The organism is Sphingopyxis sp. MC1 (assembly GCF_000371385.1).
In the GTDB taxonomy this organism is placed as follows: domain Bacteria; phylum Pseudomonadota; class Alphaproteobacteria; order Sphingomonadales; family Sphingomonadaceae; genus Sphingopyxis; species Sphingopyxis terrae.
The window spans coordinates 58,541-74,016 of record NZ_AOUN01000003.1; the positions used below are offsets into that span (position 1 = coordinate 58,541).

Genomic DNA, 15,476 nt, shown 5'->3' on the forward strand with positions numbered 1-15,476 from the left:
GCGCTTGACCAGAGCCGCGCCGCCTTGTCCAGCGCCCATTCCGTCGCTAGGCGGTCTGCAACGGGCAAGGCGCCGGAGGAGTGGGCGAATGACGCAGGAACAGGATGGCGCGATCGGCGATGCCTTGACATTGCTCGAGGCCGTGGTGCGCTCCCGCCTCGCCGCGGGCGACGCCGGAACCTCCTACGTCGCCAGCCTCGCCGCCAAGGGGCGCGGAAAGATTGCGCAGAAGCTTGGCGAAGAAGCGACCGAAACGGTGATCGCGGCACTGACCGAAGATGATGCGGCGCTGACCGGCGAGGCCGCCGACCTCGTCTTTCACCTGACCGTCCTGCTGGCCGAGCGCGGCATCGGCTGGGATGCGGTTGCCGCCGAACTCGCCCGCCGCCACGGCATTTCGGGCCACGCCGAAAAGGCCGCGCGCGCGCCATAGCTGTAAGCCCCAAACGGTACGAGCCCAGGAGTCCCCATGCCCATCGACGCCACCCTGCCCTATGACGAGAATAATATCTTCGCGCGCATCCTGCGCGGCGACCTGCCGTCGAAACCCGTCTATGAAGACGAATTCGCCTTCGCCTTTCACGACATCAATCCGCAGGCGCCGCTCCACATCCTCGTGATCCCCAAGGGCGCCTATGTCAGTTGGGACGATTTCTCGGCGCGCGCCAGCGACACCGAAATCGCGGGCTTCATCCGCGCCGTCGGCAAAGTTGCGCGCGACCAGCAGCTCGTCGAACCCGGCTACCGCCTGCTCGCCAACATCGGCGGCCATGGCGGGCAGGAAGTGCCGCATCTCCACGTCCATATTTTCGGCGGCCAGTGGCTCGGCCCGATGCTCGCGCGCTGAGTTTTCCCATGCTGCTGTGACCCATGTCACAGCGGCGCGCCGCCCTCCGGCTAGGCGGGACCGGTACGCGGGGCATGCTGGACAGTTGCACCTGTTTCCAGCAGGATAATGACGGGTCCAGACGGGGAGACGACTCGATGATGACGGGATGGCGTGGGCCGGCGAACCGGCTGGCCGGCAAGATGCGATTCGCGCTCATCGTGCCCGTCGCGGTCGCGCTTGCGGCCGCTGGCGGCGACACCGTCCCGCAGGTCACGCTCGCTACGCCGGGCAGCGCCGGAAACGGCGACGGCACGATCAGCCGCTTCACCCTGCGCTTTTCCGAAGATATGGTCCCGCTGGGCGATCCGCGCGCCAAGGCACCCGCGACGAACGACTGCAAAGTGCCGTCGACCGGACGCTGGGTCGATACGCGCACCTGGGTTCTGGAATTTGCCAAATCGCTTCCCGGCGGCGTTAGCTGCCATGTCGAACTGCGGTCCGACCTGCGCACCGCGCGCGGCGTCAGCGTCGTCGGCAACGACCGGTTCGAGATCGACACCGGCGGTCCGTCGGCGCGCGCCGTCCTGTCGGGCGACCGCTATGACGGGATCGAGGAAGACCAGATATTCCTCGTCGCCACCAACGTCGCGGCCGATCGCGCCTCGGTGGGCCGCTATGGCTATTGCGCCGTCGATGGCATCGGAGAGAAGATTCCGCTCGACGTGTTGCCGCGCGAAACGACCACCGAAATCCTGACCGGCGTCGGCGACGGCGACTGGCGGCGACAGCAGTTCAGCTACGATGCCGGCCTGCCGCTGCGGCTGCCCGCAGCAGGCGCCGATCGCGAAGCGATGCTCGACCGGATCGTCCCGGTCAAATGCCGCCGTCCGCTGCCGCCCGGCCGCGAAATGGCGCTCGTCTGGGACGCCCGCATCACGCAGCTTGGTGCGCCGAGCCGAACCGCCGGCCGCGATCAGCGCTTCGACTATGATGTGCGCCCCGCCTTCACCGCCAAGATGGCATGCAGCCGCGTCAATCCGCAAGCCGGCTGCAACCCGATCAAGGATGTCGTGCTGAGCTTCGCCGCCCCGGTCGCACGCGCGGCCGCGCTCGCCGCGACGCTGAAGACCTCTGACTGCAAACAGCTGACGCCCAAAGCGAGCGACGACGACAAGAACGATGCCTGGCTGACGCAGGTGCGCTTTGCGGGGCCGCTGCCACAGAATGTCGACGCGACGATCGTGCTGCCCGCCGACATTCGCGATCAGAGCGGCCGTGCGCTGCAGAATCAGTCGAACTTTCCTCTGAAATTCCACATCGACCGCGCCCCGCCGCTGGTCAAGTTCGCGGCCGATTTCGGCATATTGGAGGCGAGCGAAGGCGGCGTCCTGTCGGTTACCGTGCGCGGCGTGGAAGCCTCGCTGGTCCAGCGCGGGCTCAAGATGCCCGCCGCGACCCTGCGCGTCGGCGATGACGACGCCGCGGTCGCGCGCTGGCTGAAGCGGGTCGAGGATGCCGGCAAGACCGACTTTCGTGATGAGAAGAACGCGAAGGGCGAGGATATCAGCGTCAATTATACCGGCACGACGTCGGTATTCGATGGCGCGCCCGCAGCCGGCGAGCGGCGCGACCTGCAACTGACCCCGCCGGGTGGTGGCAAGGAGTTCGAGGTCGTCGGTATCCCGCTCGCCGAAAAGGGCTTTCACGTCGTCGAAATCGCCAGCCCCGAACTCGGCGCCGCACTGCTAGGGCGCAAGGCGACCCGCTATGTCGCAACCGCTGCGCTCGTCACCAATATGGCAGTGCATTTCAAATGGGGCCGCGAATCCTCGCTCGCCTGGGTGACCGCGCTCGACACCGGCTTGCCCGTGGGCGGCGCCGATGTCCGGATCACCGACAGCTGCACCGGGCGCCTGCTCGCGCGCGGCACCGCCGACAAGGCCGGCCGGCTCGCCTTCCCCACCGGCCTGCCCGAGCCCGAAACCTATTCGAGCTGCGAAGAGGATGCCGACCCCGCGAACAGCGAAGGCCATGCGTTGATGGTGTCCGCGCGATCGGGCGACGATTACAGCTTCACGCTGACCGATTGGGGTGACGGCATCCGTCCCTATGATTTCGACCTGCCCTATGGCTGGTCCGAACGCGACGATCTGTTGCACACCCTGTTCGACCGCTCGCTGGTCAAGGCGGGCGAAACGGTGAACATGAAGCATGTTCTGCGCCGGCAGGTCGGCCAGGGCTTCGCCATCCCCGCGGCGATGACGGGCAAGCTGCGCCTCGTCCATCGCGGTTCGGACACCGAATTCGACATGCCTTTCGCGATCGACGCCAACGGCAGCGGCGAAAATGTCTGGAATGTGCCCGCATCGGCGCCGATGGGCGATTACGACCTCGTCTTCGTCACCAAGGACAAGAAGGGCGAGGAAAAGACGATCTGGTCGTCCGAATCGATCCGCGTCGACGAATATCGCCTGCCGACGATGAAGGCCGCTATCACCGGCCCCAAGGCCGCGTCGGTACGGCCGACGCAGGTGCCGCTGTCGCTGTTCGTCGGCTATTTGTCGGGCGGCCCGGCGGCCAATCTGCCGATCGAGATCCGCACCGATTTCACCCCGCGCTGGTCACCGCCCGAAGACTATCGCGACTGGGATTTCGACGGCAAGCCGGTGAAGGAGGGCATCGTCCAGCTCGACGACAGCGGGGACGAACCCGAACCCGACATGCCGCTCGCCCGCTCGACGCCGCTCATGCTCGATGCCAACGGCAGCGCGCAGACCAGCATCACCGTCGATCAGCCGATCGTCGAACCGACGCAGATGGCGGTCGAGATGGACTATGAGGATGCCAATGGCGAAACGCTGACCAGCCGCCGCGGCATCATGCTCTACCCCTCGGCGGTGCGCCTCGGGCTCAAGACCGACGGCTGGCTGATGCGCGACAACGACCTGCGGCTCAAATTCATCGCGCTCGATCTCGACGGCAAGCCGATCGCAGGGCAGCGCATCCAGGTGGCGCTCTACAATCGCGAGATACTGACCGCGCGGCGGCGCCTGATCGGCGGCTTCTATGCCTATGACAACCAGATGCGCACGACCCGGCTCGGCACCAGTTGCACCGCAACGACCGACAAGCTCGGTCGGGCAAGCTGTGCGATGGCGCCCGGCGTGTCGGGCGAGGTGACGGTGGTCGCAACCACGGTCGATGCCGATGGCAACGAAGCGCGCGCGGTCCGCTCGGTCTGGCTCGCGGGCGATGACGATTGGTGGTTCGGCGGCGACAATGGCGACCGCATGGACGTGATCGCCGAGAAGCCGCGCTATGCCGCTGGCGACACGGCGGTCTTCCAGGTCCGCATGCCCTTCCGCGAGGCCACTGGTCTCGTCACCGTCGAACGCGAAGGCGTGCTGTCGAGCTTCGTCGTGCCGCTGAAGGGCACCGACCCGGTGGTGAAGGTCAAGCTTCCCGCGACCTATGCACCCGACGTCTATGTTTCGGTGATGGCGGTGCGCGGCCGCGTAACCGGCGGCGAAAGCTGGTTCCGCAAGATGAAGCGCGCCGTCGGCTTCAAGATCGAGAATAGTGAAGGCGCGCCGCCGACCGCGCTCGTCGATCTCGCCAAGCCGAGCTACCGCCTCGGCATCGCGCGGATCAAGGTCGGCTGGGAAGGGCATCAGCTCGGCGTCAAGGTCAAGGCGGACAAGGAGAAATATGCGATCCGCGAAAATGCCAAGGTCGCGATCGAGGTGCGTACCCCGAACGGCAAACCCGCGGCGGGCGCCGACGTCGCCTTTGCCGCGGTCGACGAAGCGCTGCTCCAGCTTTCACCGAACAAGAGCTGGGAACTCCTCGATGCGATGATGGGCGAACGCCCGCTCGACGTGCTCACCTCGACCGCGCAGATGCAGGTCGTCGGCAAGCGCCACTATGGCCGCAAGGCGCTGGCGCCCGGCGGCGGCGGGGGCGGCGACCTCAGCGGCCTGACGCGCGAGGATTTCCGCCCCGTGCTGCTGTGGAAGGGCCATGTCGCGCTCGACAGCAAGGGCCGCGCCGTCGTCGACGTACCGCTTTCTGACAATCTTTCGGCCTTCCGCCTCGTCGCCATCGCGACCGACGGCGCCCAATATTTCGGCACCGGCGAAACGAGCGTCCGCACCGTTCAGGATCTGGGGGTCTTTGCCGGCCTGCCCGACCTTGTCCGCACCGGCGATACCTATGATGCGCGGTTCACGCTGCGCAACGGCACCGATCAATCGATGGAGGTGGTCGCCAATGCCACGCTGTCGCCAGCAATTGCGACCGCGCCGCCGCTCACCGTCACGATCCCGGCGGGCGGTGCGGTGCCGATCAGCTGGTCGATGACCGCGCCCGCCCAGCCCGGCGCGCTGCAATGGACGGTCGAAGCGGTGTCGAAAAATGGCAAGCAGCGCGACCGGCTCGTCTTCGACCAGCAGGTCGAACCCGCGGTGCCGATCGAAACCTGGGCCGCCAGCCTTGTTCGCGTCGGCCCGACCAGCAGCCTGCCGATCGGCGTGCCCGCGGGCGCGCTGCCCGGCGGCTATGTCGATGTCGCCCTGGCGGGAACGCTCGCACCGCCGCTCGCCGGAGTGCGCGATTATATGGCGATCTATCCCTATAATTGCTTCGAACAATCGACCTCGCGTGCGATCGCGCTCGGCGACCTCGGCCGCTGGCAGGCGCTGGCAGGCGCCCTGCCCACCTATCTCGATAAGGATGGGCTGCTGCGCTATTGGCCGAACGACCGGCTCGACGGTTCGGCCGAGCTTACCGCCTATGTCATGGCGGTGACCGCGGCGAATGGCTTTGCGATCCCCGAAGAGCCCAAGGCACGGATGATCAAGGCGCTGCAGGCGGTCGTTGAAGGACGGCTGACGCGCCGCGGCTACGGTCCCTATGATCTGCGCCCGGTCCGCATCGCCGCGCTGGCCGCGCTGGCCCGCAACAATGCCTCGAGCGCGCAGCTCGTCGCCGCGATCGACGTCAAGCCCGTCGATATGGCGACCGGTACGCTTGCCGACTGGCTCGTCGCGATCGAACGGACGCCGGGGGTCCGCGGCGCCGCCGCGCTGCGTACCGCCGCCGAAGCCGAACTGCGCAAGCGGCTCGTCTATGAAGGCACGCGGCTCGACCTCGTCGACGATGCGAAGGCGCCCTGGTGGATGATGACCAGCGGCGATGAAATGGCGATCAAGGCGCTCGAAGCCGTGCTCGGCCGCAAGGGCTGGGAAGAGGATGCGGGCAAGATGATGGTCGGTGTCGCACAGCGCCAGCGGCGCGGCCATTGGGATACGACGCCTGCCAATGCCTGGGGCGCCATTGCGGTGCGCCGCTTCGCCGAGCTCTATCCGGCAAGCGCAATCACCGGCGTGACCCGTATCGCGCTCGGCGGCGGCAGTGCGGCGCAGAGCTGGCCGCTTCCCGCCGACGCCGCGCCGCTCAGCTTGCCGCTGGTCAGCGGGACGATGAGCCTGAAGCAGGAAGGCACCGGCAATCCGTGGGCGACGGTCAGCGTGCGTGCGGCCGTCCCGCTCAAGGAGCCGCTCGACGCCGGCTACCGGATCAAGCGGTCGGTCAGCATCGTCAAGGCGGCGAACAAGGACCGGCTGGCCCGCGGCGACGTGATCAAGGTACGGATCGAAATCGTCGCAAGTGCGGGCCGCACCTGGGTCGTCGTCAACGATCCGGTCCCGCCCGGCGCGACGATCGTCGGCAATCTGGGCGGACAGTCCGAGATGCTCGGTGCCCAGGCGACGGGGTCGAACTGGCAGCCGAGCTATGTCGAGCGGGGCCGCGACAGCTGGCGCGGCTATTATGGCTGGATGCCCGCCGGCACCCATGCGGTGGAATATGTCCTGCGCCTCAACGGCTCGGGCCGCTTCACCCTGCCCCCAACGCGCGTCGAGGCGATGTATTCGCCCGCAATCCGCGGCCAATGGCCGAACGGTACGATGACGGTCGCGGCCGCGGCGCAGTGATGGGTCTGCGGCCCAACATGTTCCTCCCTGTCGCGCAGCGATGGGGCGGTGGCAGCGCGCAGCGCTGACGGAGGGGCTTTTGACGCACCCTTGCGGCCCCTCCACCATCCTTCGGATGGTCCCCCTCCCCATGCCCTTGGCACGGGGAGGATTTTTCAGGCGTTTCGATCGATGACGACAACCCCGAGCCGCCGCTGGTTCGATATGCTGGCGTGGGTGGCGCTCGCCGCGCTCGTCCTCGCCACCGCCGCGCATCTGGTCACGCGCCCGCCAGCGATGCCAGACTATGATGCGGTGCGCGCTGCATGGAAGCCGAGCGAAGCATGGCTTTACGACCGTGAGGGGCGATTGCTCGACAGCGAACGCGTCAATTTCGAGCGCCGCCGCCTTGCCTGGGTACCGCTGAAGGACATCAGCCCGGCGGTGCGCGACACGGTGATCGCGGCGGAGGACAAACGCTTCTGGTCGCATGGCGGGGTCGACTGGCTGGCGATGGCGAGTGCCGTACGCGCCCGCTGGACCGGCGGACGCTCGCGTGGGGCCTCGACGTTGCCGATGCAGCTTGCCGCCTTTCTGGCGCCCGAACTCGCGCAGCCCGGCCAGCGCGACTGGCTCGCCAAGCTGCGCCAGATGCGCGCGGGACAGGAACTCGCGGCGCATTGGACGCACGACCAGATGCTCGAAGCTTATCTGAACCTCGTCCCGCTGCGCGGCGAAATTCAGGGCATCGGTGCTGGTGCCGAAAATCTGTTCGGCAAGCGTCCGGCCGACATGAGCGGCACCGACGCCGCGTTGCTCGCGGGTCTGCTGCCCAATCCGGCGGCAAGCCCCGACGCGCTCGGTGCACGCGCCTGCCGCATCGCGCATGCCGCCGATTGCGGCGCGATCCGCGCCGCGGCAGGCGTGCTGACCTCGGGCGAGCGCGCCGCGCGCTACGACCCGGCGCTCGCGCCGCACCTCGCGGTGCGCCTGCTCGATAAACCCGGCAAGCGCGTCACCTCGACCATCGACCGCGACGTCCAGACCGCCGCGACCGTCGCGATGCGCCGCCAACTCGCCGGGCTCGGTCCCGATCGCGTCCGCGACGGCGCGGTCGTCGTCCTCGACAATGCCACCGGCGAGGTGCTCGCCTATGTCGGCGGCGTCGGCCTTAAGTCCACCGCGGCGCAGGTCGACGGCGCCAACGCGCGGCGGCAGGCGGGCTCGACCCTGAAGCCGCATCTCTATGCGCAGGTGATCGAGCATGGCTGGCTGACCGCCGCGTCGATCCTCGACGACAGCCCGGTTCAGCTCGACACCGCCTCGGGCCTCTATGTTCCCAAAAATTACGACCACAGCTTCAAGGGGCCGGTCAGCGTGCGCAGCGCGCTCGCCTCGTCGCTCAACGTCCCCGCCGTGCGCACGCTGGTCATCGACGATGTGCAGGAATTTCGCGACCGGCTCTGGGCGCTCGGCTATCACGGGCTGGTCGAGGACGGCGAATATTATGGCTTCAGCCTTGCCCTCGGCTCGGCGGAAGTCAGCCTTGTCGAACAGGCGAACGCCTTTCGCACCCTTGCCAATCTCGGCCGCTGGTCGCCCGTCCACTTTATCATGGGCGAACCGCGCGGCGAGGAACGCCAGATCGTCAACCCCGGTGCCGCCTTCATCGTCGGCGACATATTGGCCGACGCGTCGGCGCGCACCGATGCCTTCGGCGCCGACAGCGCGCTGCGCCTTCCCTTCTGGGCCGCGGCAAAGACCGGCACGTCGAAGGGGATGCGCGACAATTGGTGTATCGGCTTTTCGGATCGCTACACGGTGGCCGTCTGGGTCGGCAATCTCGAGGGCGATTCGATGCGCGCGGTGTCGGGCACGTCGGGCGCGGCGCCGGTCTGGCGCGACGTGATGCTCGCGCTCCACGCGGGCCGGCCGGGCAAACCGCTGGCGATGCCGAGCAATGTGGAGGCGCGGCGCATCAGCCTTCCCGGCACGCGCGAACCGCCGCGACGCGAATATTTTCTGCGCGGCACCGCGCAAAGCGAAATGGCGGCCGCCCCGGCCGCCGCGCGCCGCCCGCGCATCACCAGCCCGGTCAGCGGCAGCGTCTATGCGCTCGATCCCGATATTCCGATCGACCGGCAGCGCATGGCGGTGATCGTCAGCGGCGACGTCGCCGGTTACCGCCTGCTGCTCGACAAGGCGGTGCTCGGCGACGCCGATGCGGGCCAACAGCTTTTGCCGCGCCCCGGAAGCCATATCCTGACCCTCGTCGATCCCGGCGGACGGATGATCGACCGCGTCCGATTCACGGTGCGATAAGGCGGACTGTCACACCTCTGAAATTAAGTTGCGCTGCCGCGAGGAGCGGTTAGTCTGCCCCGCCAGGAGACGGGCCCGTCCGGGGCCCCAAAGGGGATATTTGCATGATATTTGGTCGCGTCAAACCGCTCGACGCCATCTTGGCCACGGCCGAGAAAAAGTCGCTGCACCGAACGCTCGGTGCCTTTCAGCTCACGATGCTCGGCATCGGCGCCATCATCGGGACGGGGATATTCGTCCTGACCGCAGAGGCGGCGCAGAAGGCCGGCCCCGGCATGATGTGGAGCTTCGTGATTGCGGGGCTGGTCTGCGTTGTGGCGGCGCTCTGCTATTCCGAACTCGCATCAATGGTGCCGGTTTCGGGTAGTGCCTACACCTACACTTATGCTGTCATGGGCGAATTGCTTGCCTGGACGGTCGGCTGGGCGCTGATCCTCGAATATGCGGTAGCCGCATCAGCCGTGTCCGTCGGTTGGTCGGGCTATTTCGTGGGGCTCTTATCCAATGCCGGCATAGAATTGCCCATGTCGCTGACAGTCGGCCCCTATGCCGGCGGGATCGTCAACCTCCCGGCGCTGGTTATCGCACTGCTCGTGACGTGGCTGCTGATGATCGGCACGACCGAAAGCGCGCGTGTCAACGCCGTCCTTGTCATCATCAAGGTAACGGCCCTCACGATGTTCATCATTCTCACTCTGCCGATGATGCAGGGGAAGAACTTCGAACCCTTCCTGCCCAATGGCTGGTTCGGTCAGGCTTCCGGGCTTGGCGCCGTGGGCGCAGCCGCTTCGATCTTCTTTGCCTATGTGGGCTTCGACGCCGTTTCGACCGCAGCCGAAGAAACAAAAAACCCGCAGCGCAATGTACCGATCGGCCTGATCGCTTCGCTTGCTATCTGTACGGTGTTCTATCTTGCGGTGGCAGCGGGCGCGATCGGCACCGTTGGCGCTCAGCCGGTTTCGGGCGTCGGAGGCGAAATTCTCGCTCCTGGGTCGAGCGAACTTGCCGCGCGCTGCGCATCGCTCGCCGCCGCCGGCTCCGAACCGCTTGTCTGCTCGCGCGAAGCTCTGGCTCATGTTCTGCGTGAGATCGGCCACCCGGCGCTGGGCAATGCCATCGGCCTCGCCGCTTTCCTTGCGCTGCCATCGGTCATTCTGATCATGCTGTTCGGGCAGACCCGGATCTTCTTCGTGATGGCACGCGACGGCCTTCTGCCTGAAAAGCTCGCCACTATTCACCCCAAGTGGAAAACCCCGCACGTCGTCACGATGATCACGGGGGTTGCCGTCGCCTTCTTCGCCGCCTTCCTGCCCGTCGGCAAGCTTGCCGATATTTCGAACTCCGGCACGTTGTTCGCCTTTTTCATGGTCGCCATCGCGGTCCTGATTCTGCGCGTAAAGGAACCCAACCGGCATCGGCCGTTCCGCACGCCTCTCGTGTGGATCGTGTCGCCGCTCGCCATTTTCGGCACGCTCGGTCTCTACATGAACCTGCCGTTCGACGCGAAGATGGTGCTCCCGGTCTGGGGTGGCGTCGGCTTGGTACTCTATTTCCTCTATGGCTATCGTCGCAGCCACGTCGGCCGCGGGATCGTCGAGGTGCATGAGGACGACGCCGATGCGCCGCCGCCGCCGGTGCCCCCGGCGCCGTCGTTCGACTGACGCGGCATCGACAGGCTAACGGGAAAGGGGGCTTCGGCCCCCTTTCTTTTGCCCGACTTAATAGGGGCTTTTCGGCGCGGTCCCCGGACGCGTGAACAGCTTGCCGCGCTCGGCCCAGAAGACCAGCGCCAGCCCGGCGATGCCCGACACCAGAAAGGCATAGGCAAGCGGCAGGGTCGTACCGTTATAAAGCTGCCCGATCAGCGCGCCCATCACCGCGGCCAAGAGCGTCTTGCAGAAGCTCTGATAGGAGGAGGCGACGCCGGCCATATGGCCGAAATCCTCCATCGCGATCGATCCGAAATTGCTGCCGATGAAGCCGATCAGACCCACGTTGACCATCATCAGCGCGGTGAACATCCACAGCGTCTCGGCGCCGCTCAGCGCAACGACGATCTGCACCGTCGCGGTCGCCATGAAGGCAAAGACCGCGCTCTGCGACACGCGCCGCGCGCCGAAGCGCTCGACAATCGCCGCATTCGAGAAATTGGCGATCGCGATACCGGCGGCAACGCAGGCAAAGACGAGCGGAAACCAACTTTGCGCGCCGAACACCTCGGCGATGATCTGCTCGCTGCTGTTGAGATAGCCATAAAGCGCGCCCTGCATCATCGCCGACGCGATCATATAGCCCGCCGCCCGGCGGTGCCGCGTCACCGTCGCCCAGCCCGCGATCATCGTGCGCGCATCGAGCGGCCGGATATCGTCCGGATCGAGCGTTTCGGGCAGGCGGCGCAGCCAGAGCAGCATCACGACGCCCATCACCGCCAGCACGATAAAAATCGCGCGCCAGTTCGCGACCGCCGTGATGCCGGCGCCCATCGTCGGCGCGATCGCGGGGACGATCATGAACACCAGAAAGATCATCGACAGCCGCTTCGCCATCGCGTCGCCCGAAAAGAGGTCGCGAATGACCGCGACGACGATCACGCCGAGCGCTGCGCTGATCATGCCGTGCCCGAAGCGCAGCGCGAGCAGCAGCGGGAAGCTGTTCGCCAGCCCGCAGCCGATCGAAAAGGCGACATAGGCGAACAGGGCGGGCACAAGCACACCCTTGCGGCCGAAGCGATCGGACAGCGGCCCGTAGAACAGCGAACCGATGCCGATGCCGAGCAAATAGGTCGAAATCACATATTGCCGGTCGTTCGCGACCGCGACCCCCAGCCCCTCGCCAATCGCGGGGAGCGCGGGCAGCATCGAATCGATGGCGAGCGCATTGAGCGCCATGACCATCGCCATCATGAACACCATTTCCCGGTCGCCGGGCATGCGGGACCGCGGGGCGGATTCGGTCATTTTGTGCATTGCGAAAGGCCTATGCGCCTCCGACACGGTTTTGGATAGCCCCGCGCCGCCGAAAAGCTATGCAATGCAGCAACATCGGCGCAGTCGGCGGTCTATGACGCCCCATCTGCCCACAAAAAAAGGGCCGCTCCAACAGAGCGGCCCCTCTCATTTCCGATATCCGGACGATCAGGCCTGACGGGTGCCCGTCATCGCCATCGAACCGAACGGGCCGGCCTTGATCGTGCCGGTCAGCGTGTCGCCGTCGATCGTCGCTTCGCATTCGAGCGTCATCGGCATCGGCACCTTCATGTTCATCGTCCACGTCAGCTTGTTGCCGTCGACCTTGCCATTCTCGACATCGAGCGAGCCCATCGCGCCGGCATTCTGGCCGGTGAAGCTGTCGCCATTGCTGTTCACGGTGAAAACCGACTTCTGGTCGCCCATCGGCGACTTGGTAACGCAGTCATAATTGCCATCGACCTGAGACATCGAAACTCTCCTACTGAAACTAATGTTAGTTAGCGGGCTTCGCTGTTTCCACGGGCAGGCCCAATCCGTCAAGCTGCGGTTTCACCACCGCGGCATCGCCGACGACAACATAGACGAGGTCGCCGGTGCTCAGCTCCTTGCGGGCTGCGGCATCAAGCTCCTCGGCCGTCATCGCCTCATATTTCGCCGGCAGCGTTTCATAATAATTGTCGGGCCGGTGATATTTGGCAATCGCACGCAAGCCGCCGAGCACGTCGCCCGATGTCTCGAAGCTGCCCGGCAGTTCGCGTACGCTGCCGTTCGTCGTGCGTTCCAGCTCTTCGGCGGTTACGCCCTTGTCGCCGATGAACGCGGTCAATTCCTTCTGGAATTCACGGATCGAGTCGCCGGTGCGGTCGGCCTGCACCGGCGCCACCGCCACCCAGGTCACGCGGTCGGCTTCGCCCGAAACGCGCGAGCGCACGCCATAGGACCAGCCCTTGGTCTCGCGCAGGTTCATGTTGAAGCGCGAAAGGAAGCTGCCGCCGAAAATATCGTTCGCCTGGCGCAGAACCTCTAGATCGTCGCCGCCTTTCACGTCGAGCACCTTGCCCGCGATGATGATCGACTGCGGCGACTTGGGCCGATCGACGAGCAGGATGCGCGGCTGCGGCTTGGGAATCGCGATCTCGAAATGCTTTTCGGGCTTCGCGGTCTTCGGCGCCTTCCAGTCGCCGAAAGCTGCGTCGAGCTGCTTCGTGACGTCTTTCAGTGTCGTGTCACCGACGACGAAGATGCGGGCATTGTCGGGGCGAATCCACGTCTGATGGAATGCCGCGAGCTGGTCGCGCGTCGCGGCTTTGACGGCCGCTTCGTTGCCGAGGCCCGACGGCGGGATGCCATAGGGATGATCGGCGCCGTAAAGCACCGGCATCAGTACGCGGCTGGCGATCGCATTGGGATTGTTGAGTTCGGCGTTCAGGCGGTTGAGCTGCTGCGCGCGCACCCGCTCCAGTTCCTTGCCGTCAAAGGCCGGGTTACGGATATAATCGGCGAGCAGGCCCAGCGACGCGCTGAGGTTCGGCTTGAGCGCGAACAGGCTGAACACCGTTTCGTCGGCGTTCGCCGAGCCGTCGATCTGGGCGCCGAGGCGTTCCTTTGCTTCGGCGAAGGCGATCGAATCCTTGCTCGTCGTGCCTTCGTCCATCAGGCTGAGCATCAACGACTGGGTGCCGAGCGCATTATGCGGATCGGCGGCATAGCCGGCATCGAAGCTCACCGCGACCTGCACCGTTGGCACCGCGGTCCGGCGCGCGAAGACGACTTCCATTCCGTTCTTCAGCTTGGCGCGTTCGATCGCCGGAAATTCGAGCGCCTTGAGGTCCGTCACCGCAGGAAGCTGCGAACGATCGGCGATCGAGGTCGCCGTCCCGACACCCGTGTCGGGGCCGACATCGCCCAGCGCCGCATTCCAGTAACGGTCGGGCGATACCGCCGCCACCGGCTTGCCGTCGGTGAAGGCGCCGCCGCGATTTTCACCGCCTTCGGTGCGCTCGCCGGGCGAGTAGGTCAGCGAGAAGGCCGGACGCGACATCCATTTGTCGGCCACCGCCTTCGCCTGCTCGGGGGTCACCTTGGCCAGCCGGTCGAGCTCGGTCTTGTAATAGGCGGGATCGTTCGAATAGAGCGCGCCCTCTGCCAGCGTCACCGCCTTGCCGCCGAAGCCGCCGACCGATTCCAGCCCCGAAATCGTGCCGCCGAGATAGCTGGCCGCGGCGCGCTGCAATTCGTCCGCAGTCGGGCCGGTCGCCAGGAAATCGGCGATCTGTGCGTCGAGCTTTTCGCCGACGACCTTCGGATCGACGCCCGGCTTCACGTCGGCCTGCACGATCAGGAAGCCCGCATCCTCCAGCGTTTGTGCGAACGCCGCGACGCTGACCGCGACCGGGTCCTTGCGGACGAGCGCATTGTCGAGCCGCGACGACGACAGCCCGCCGAGCACCGCGGTCGCCATTTGCAGCGGCACCGATTCGGGGTCGTTGAGGCCGGGGATCGCCCACATGCGATAGATGCGCGTGGTCGGGATGAGATCCTTGACCTCCTTGGCGAGCGGCGCGGGGAGCGTCGGAACTGCGGTTTGCGGTGCCTTCACTTCGGGGCCGCGCGGAATGTCGCCGAACCATTCGGCGACCTTGGTCTTTGCAGTGGCAAGGTCGATGTCGCCCGCCAGCACGAGCACGGCATTGTTCGGGCCGTAATTGTCGCTGAACCACTTCTTCACATCGGCAAGGCTCGCCGTGTTGAGGTCGGCCATCGAACCGATAGTGCTGTGATGATAGGGGTGCCCCTTCGGGAAGAGGTTTTCGAAGATTTCGTACCGCAGCAGGCCATAGGGATTATTGTCGCCCTGGCGTTTTTCGTTCTGGACGACGCCGCGCTGGTTATCGAGCTTTTCCTGCGTCACCGCGCCGAGCAGATGGCCCATGCGGTCGCTTTCGAGGAACAGCGCGCGGTCGAGCGCGCCGGTCGGCACCGTTTCGAAATAGTTGGTGCGGTCGGTATTGGTCGTGCCGTTGAAATCGGTCGCGCCGACCTGTTGCAGCGGTTCGAAGAAGTCGCCCGGCGAATTTTCCGAACCGTTGAACATCAGATGTTCGAACAGATGCGCAAAACCCGTCTTGCCCGCGGGTTCGTGCTTCGATCCGACGCGATACCAGACCGACACCGCGACGACCGGCGCCTTGTGATCTTCGTGCACGATCACGCGCAGTCCGTTGTCGAGCGTGAAGCTCTGGTACGGAATATCGACCGCCTTCACCAGTTCGGAAATCGGCGCGGGCTGCGCCTCCTTGGCTTTGGCAAGGGCGGGGCCGGCCGCGACGAGCGACGTCGATACGGCCAGGGCGACGGCAAAGCGATGGAAGCGGGTCATGGATA

The 15,476-nt window shown here is 66.0% G+C and carries 8 protein-coding genes; 5 read left to right on the forward strand and 3 right to left on the reverse strand.

Going from position 1 to position 15,476, the window contains the following annotated elements; genetic code table 11:
* Positions 1-88: 88 nt before the first annotated feature.
* From EBMC1_RS04095 to EBMC1_RS04115, 5 genes are all read left to right on the forward strand, one after another.
* Positions 89-433, forward strand: coding sequence for a phosphoribosyl-ATP diphosphatase (locus tag EBMC1_RS04095; RefSeq protein WP_003041060.1), 345 nt, complete (start codon positions 89-91; stop codon positions 431-433).
* Positions 434-469: 36 nt separating this feature from the next.
* Entirely contained in the window at positions 470-847 is a 378-nt protein-coding gene (locus EBMC1_RS04100; RefSeq protein ID WP_003041063.1) for a histidine triad nucleotide-binding protein, read from the forward strand.
* Between the two features lie 137 nt (positions 848-984).
* A complete protein-coding gene (locus tag EBMC1_RS04105; protein ID WP_003041067.1) occupies positions 985-6,822 on the forward strand; it encodes an alpha-2-macroglobulin family protein in 5,838 nt (1,945 codons plus the stop codon).
* A gap of 171 nt (positions 6,823-6,993) precedes the next feature.
* A complete protein-coding gene (pbpC, locus tag EBMC1_RS04110; RefSeq protein WP_003041069.1) occupies positions 6,994-9,123 on the forward strand; it encodes a penicillin-binding protein 1C in 2,130 nt (709 codons plus the stop codon).
* Positions 9,124-9,227: 104 nt separating this feature from the next.
* Positions 9,228-10,784: an amino acid permease gene (locus EBMC1_RS04115; RefSeq protein WP_003041071.1), complete on the forward strand. Its 1,557-nt coding sequence runs from the start codon at positions 9,228-9,230 to the stop codon at positions 10,782-10,784.
* Between the two features lie 57 nt (positions 10,785-10,841).
* Here EBMC1_RS04115 and EBMC1_RS04120 read toward each other — a convergent pair whose 3' ends face one another.
* The 3 genes from EBMC1_RS04120 to EBMC1_RS04130 all read right to left on the reverse strand — a co-directional run bounded on the left by EBMC1_RS04120 (position 10,842) and on the right by EBMC1_RS04130 (position 15,471).
* Positions 10,842-12,053: a multidrug effflux MFS transporter gene (locus EBMC1_RS04120; RefSeq protein ID WP_231292860.1), complete on the reverse strand. Its 1,212-nt coding sequence runs from the start codon at positions 12,051-12,053 to the stop codon at positions 10,842-10,844.
* Between the two features lie 204 nt (positions 12,054-12,257).
* Complete coding sequence (locus EBMC1_RS04125; protein ID WP_003041076.1) at positions 12,258-12,560, reverse strand: hypothetical protein; 303 nt, start codon at positions 12,558-12,560, stop codon at positions 12,258-12,260.
* Positions 12,561-12,585: 25 nt separating this feature from the next.
* Complete coding sequence (locus EBMC1_RS04130; protein WP_003041078.1) at positions 12,586-15,471, reverse strand: M16 family metallopeptidase; 2,886 nt, start codon at positions 15,469-15,471, stop codon at positions 12,586-12,588.
* Between the last annotated feature and the right edge of the window lie 5 nt (positions 15,472-15,476).

Excerpts from the sequence above, each read along its gene's own strand:
- EBMC1_RS04095 (WP_003041060.1), top strand. The coding sequence starts at position 89 with ATGACGCAGGAACAGGATGGCGCGATCGGCGATGCCTTGACATTGCTC.
- EBMC1_RS04100 (WP_003041063.1), top strand. The coding sequence starts at position 470 with ATGCCCATCGACGCCACCCTGCCCTATGACGAGAATAATATCTTCGCG.
- EBMC1_RS04105 (WP_003041067.1), top strand. The coding sequence starts at position 985 with ATGATGACGGGATGGCGTGGGCCGGCGAACCGGCTGGCCGGCAAGATG.
- pbpC (WP_003041069.1), top strand. The coding sequence starts at position 6,994 with ATGACGACAACCCCGAGCCGCCGCTGGTTCGATATGCTGGCGTGGGTG.
- EBMC1_RS04115 (WP_003041071.1), top strand. The coding sequence starts at position 9,228 with ATGATATTTGGTCGCGTCAAACCGCTCGACGCCATCTTGGCCACGGCC.
- EBMC1_RS04120 (WP_231292860.1), bottom strand. The coding sequence starts at position 12,053 with ATGCCCGGCGACCGGGAAATGGTGTTCATGATGGCGATGGTCATGGCG.
- EBMC1_RS04125 (WP_003041076.1), bottom strand. The coding sequence starts at position 12,560 with ATGTCTCAGGTCGATGGCAATTATGACTGCGTTACCAAGTCGCCGATG.
- EBMC1_RS04130 (WP_003041078.1), bottom strand. The coding sequence starts at position 15,471 with ATGACCCGCTTCCATCGCTTTGCCGTCGCCCTGGCCGTATCGACGTCG.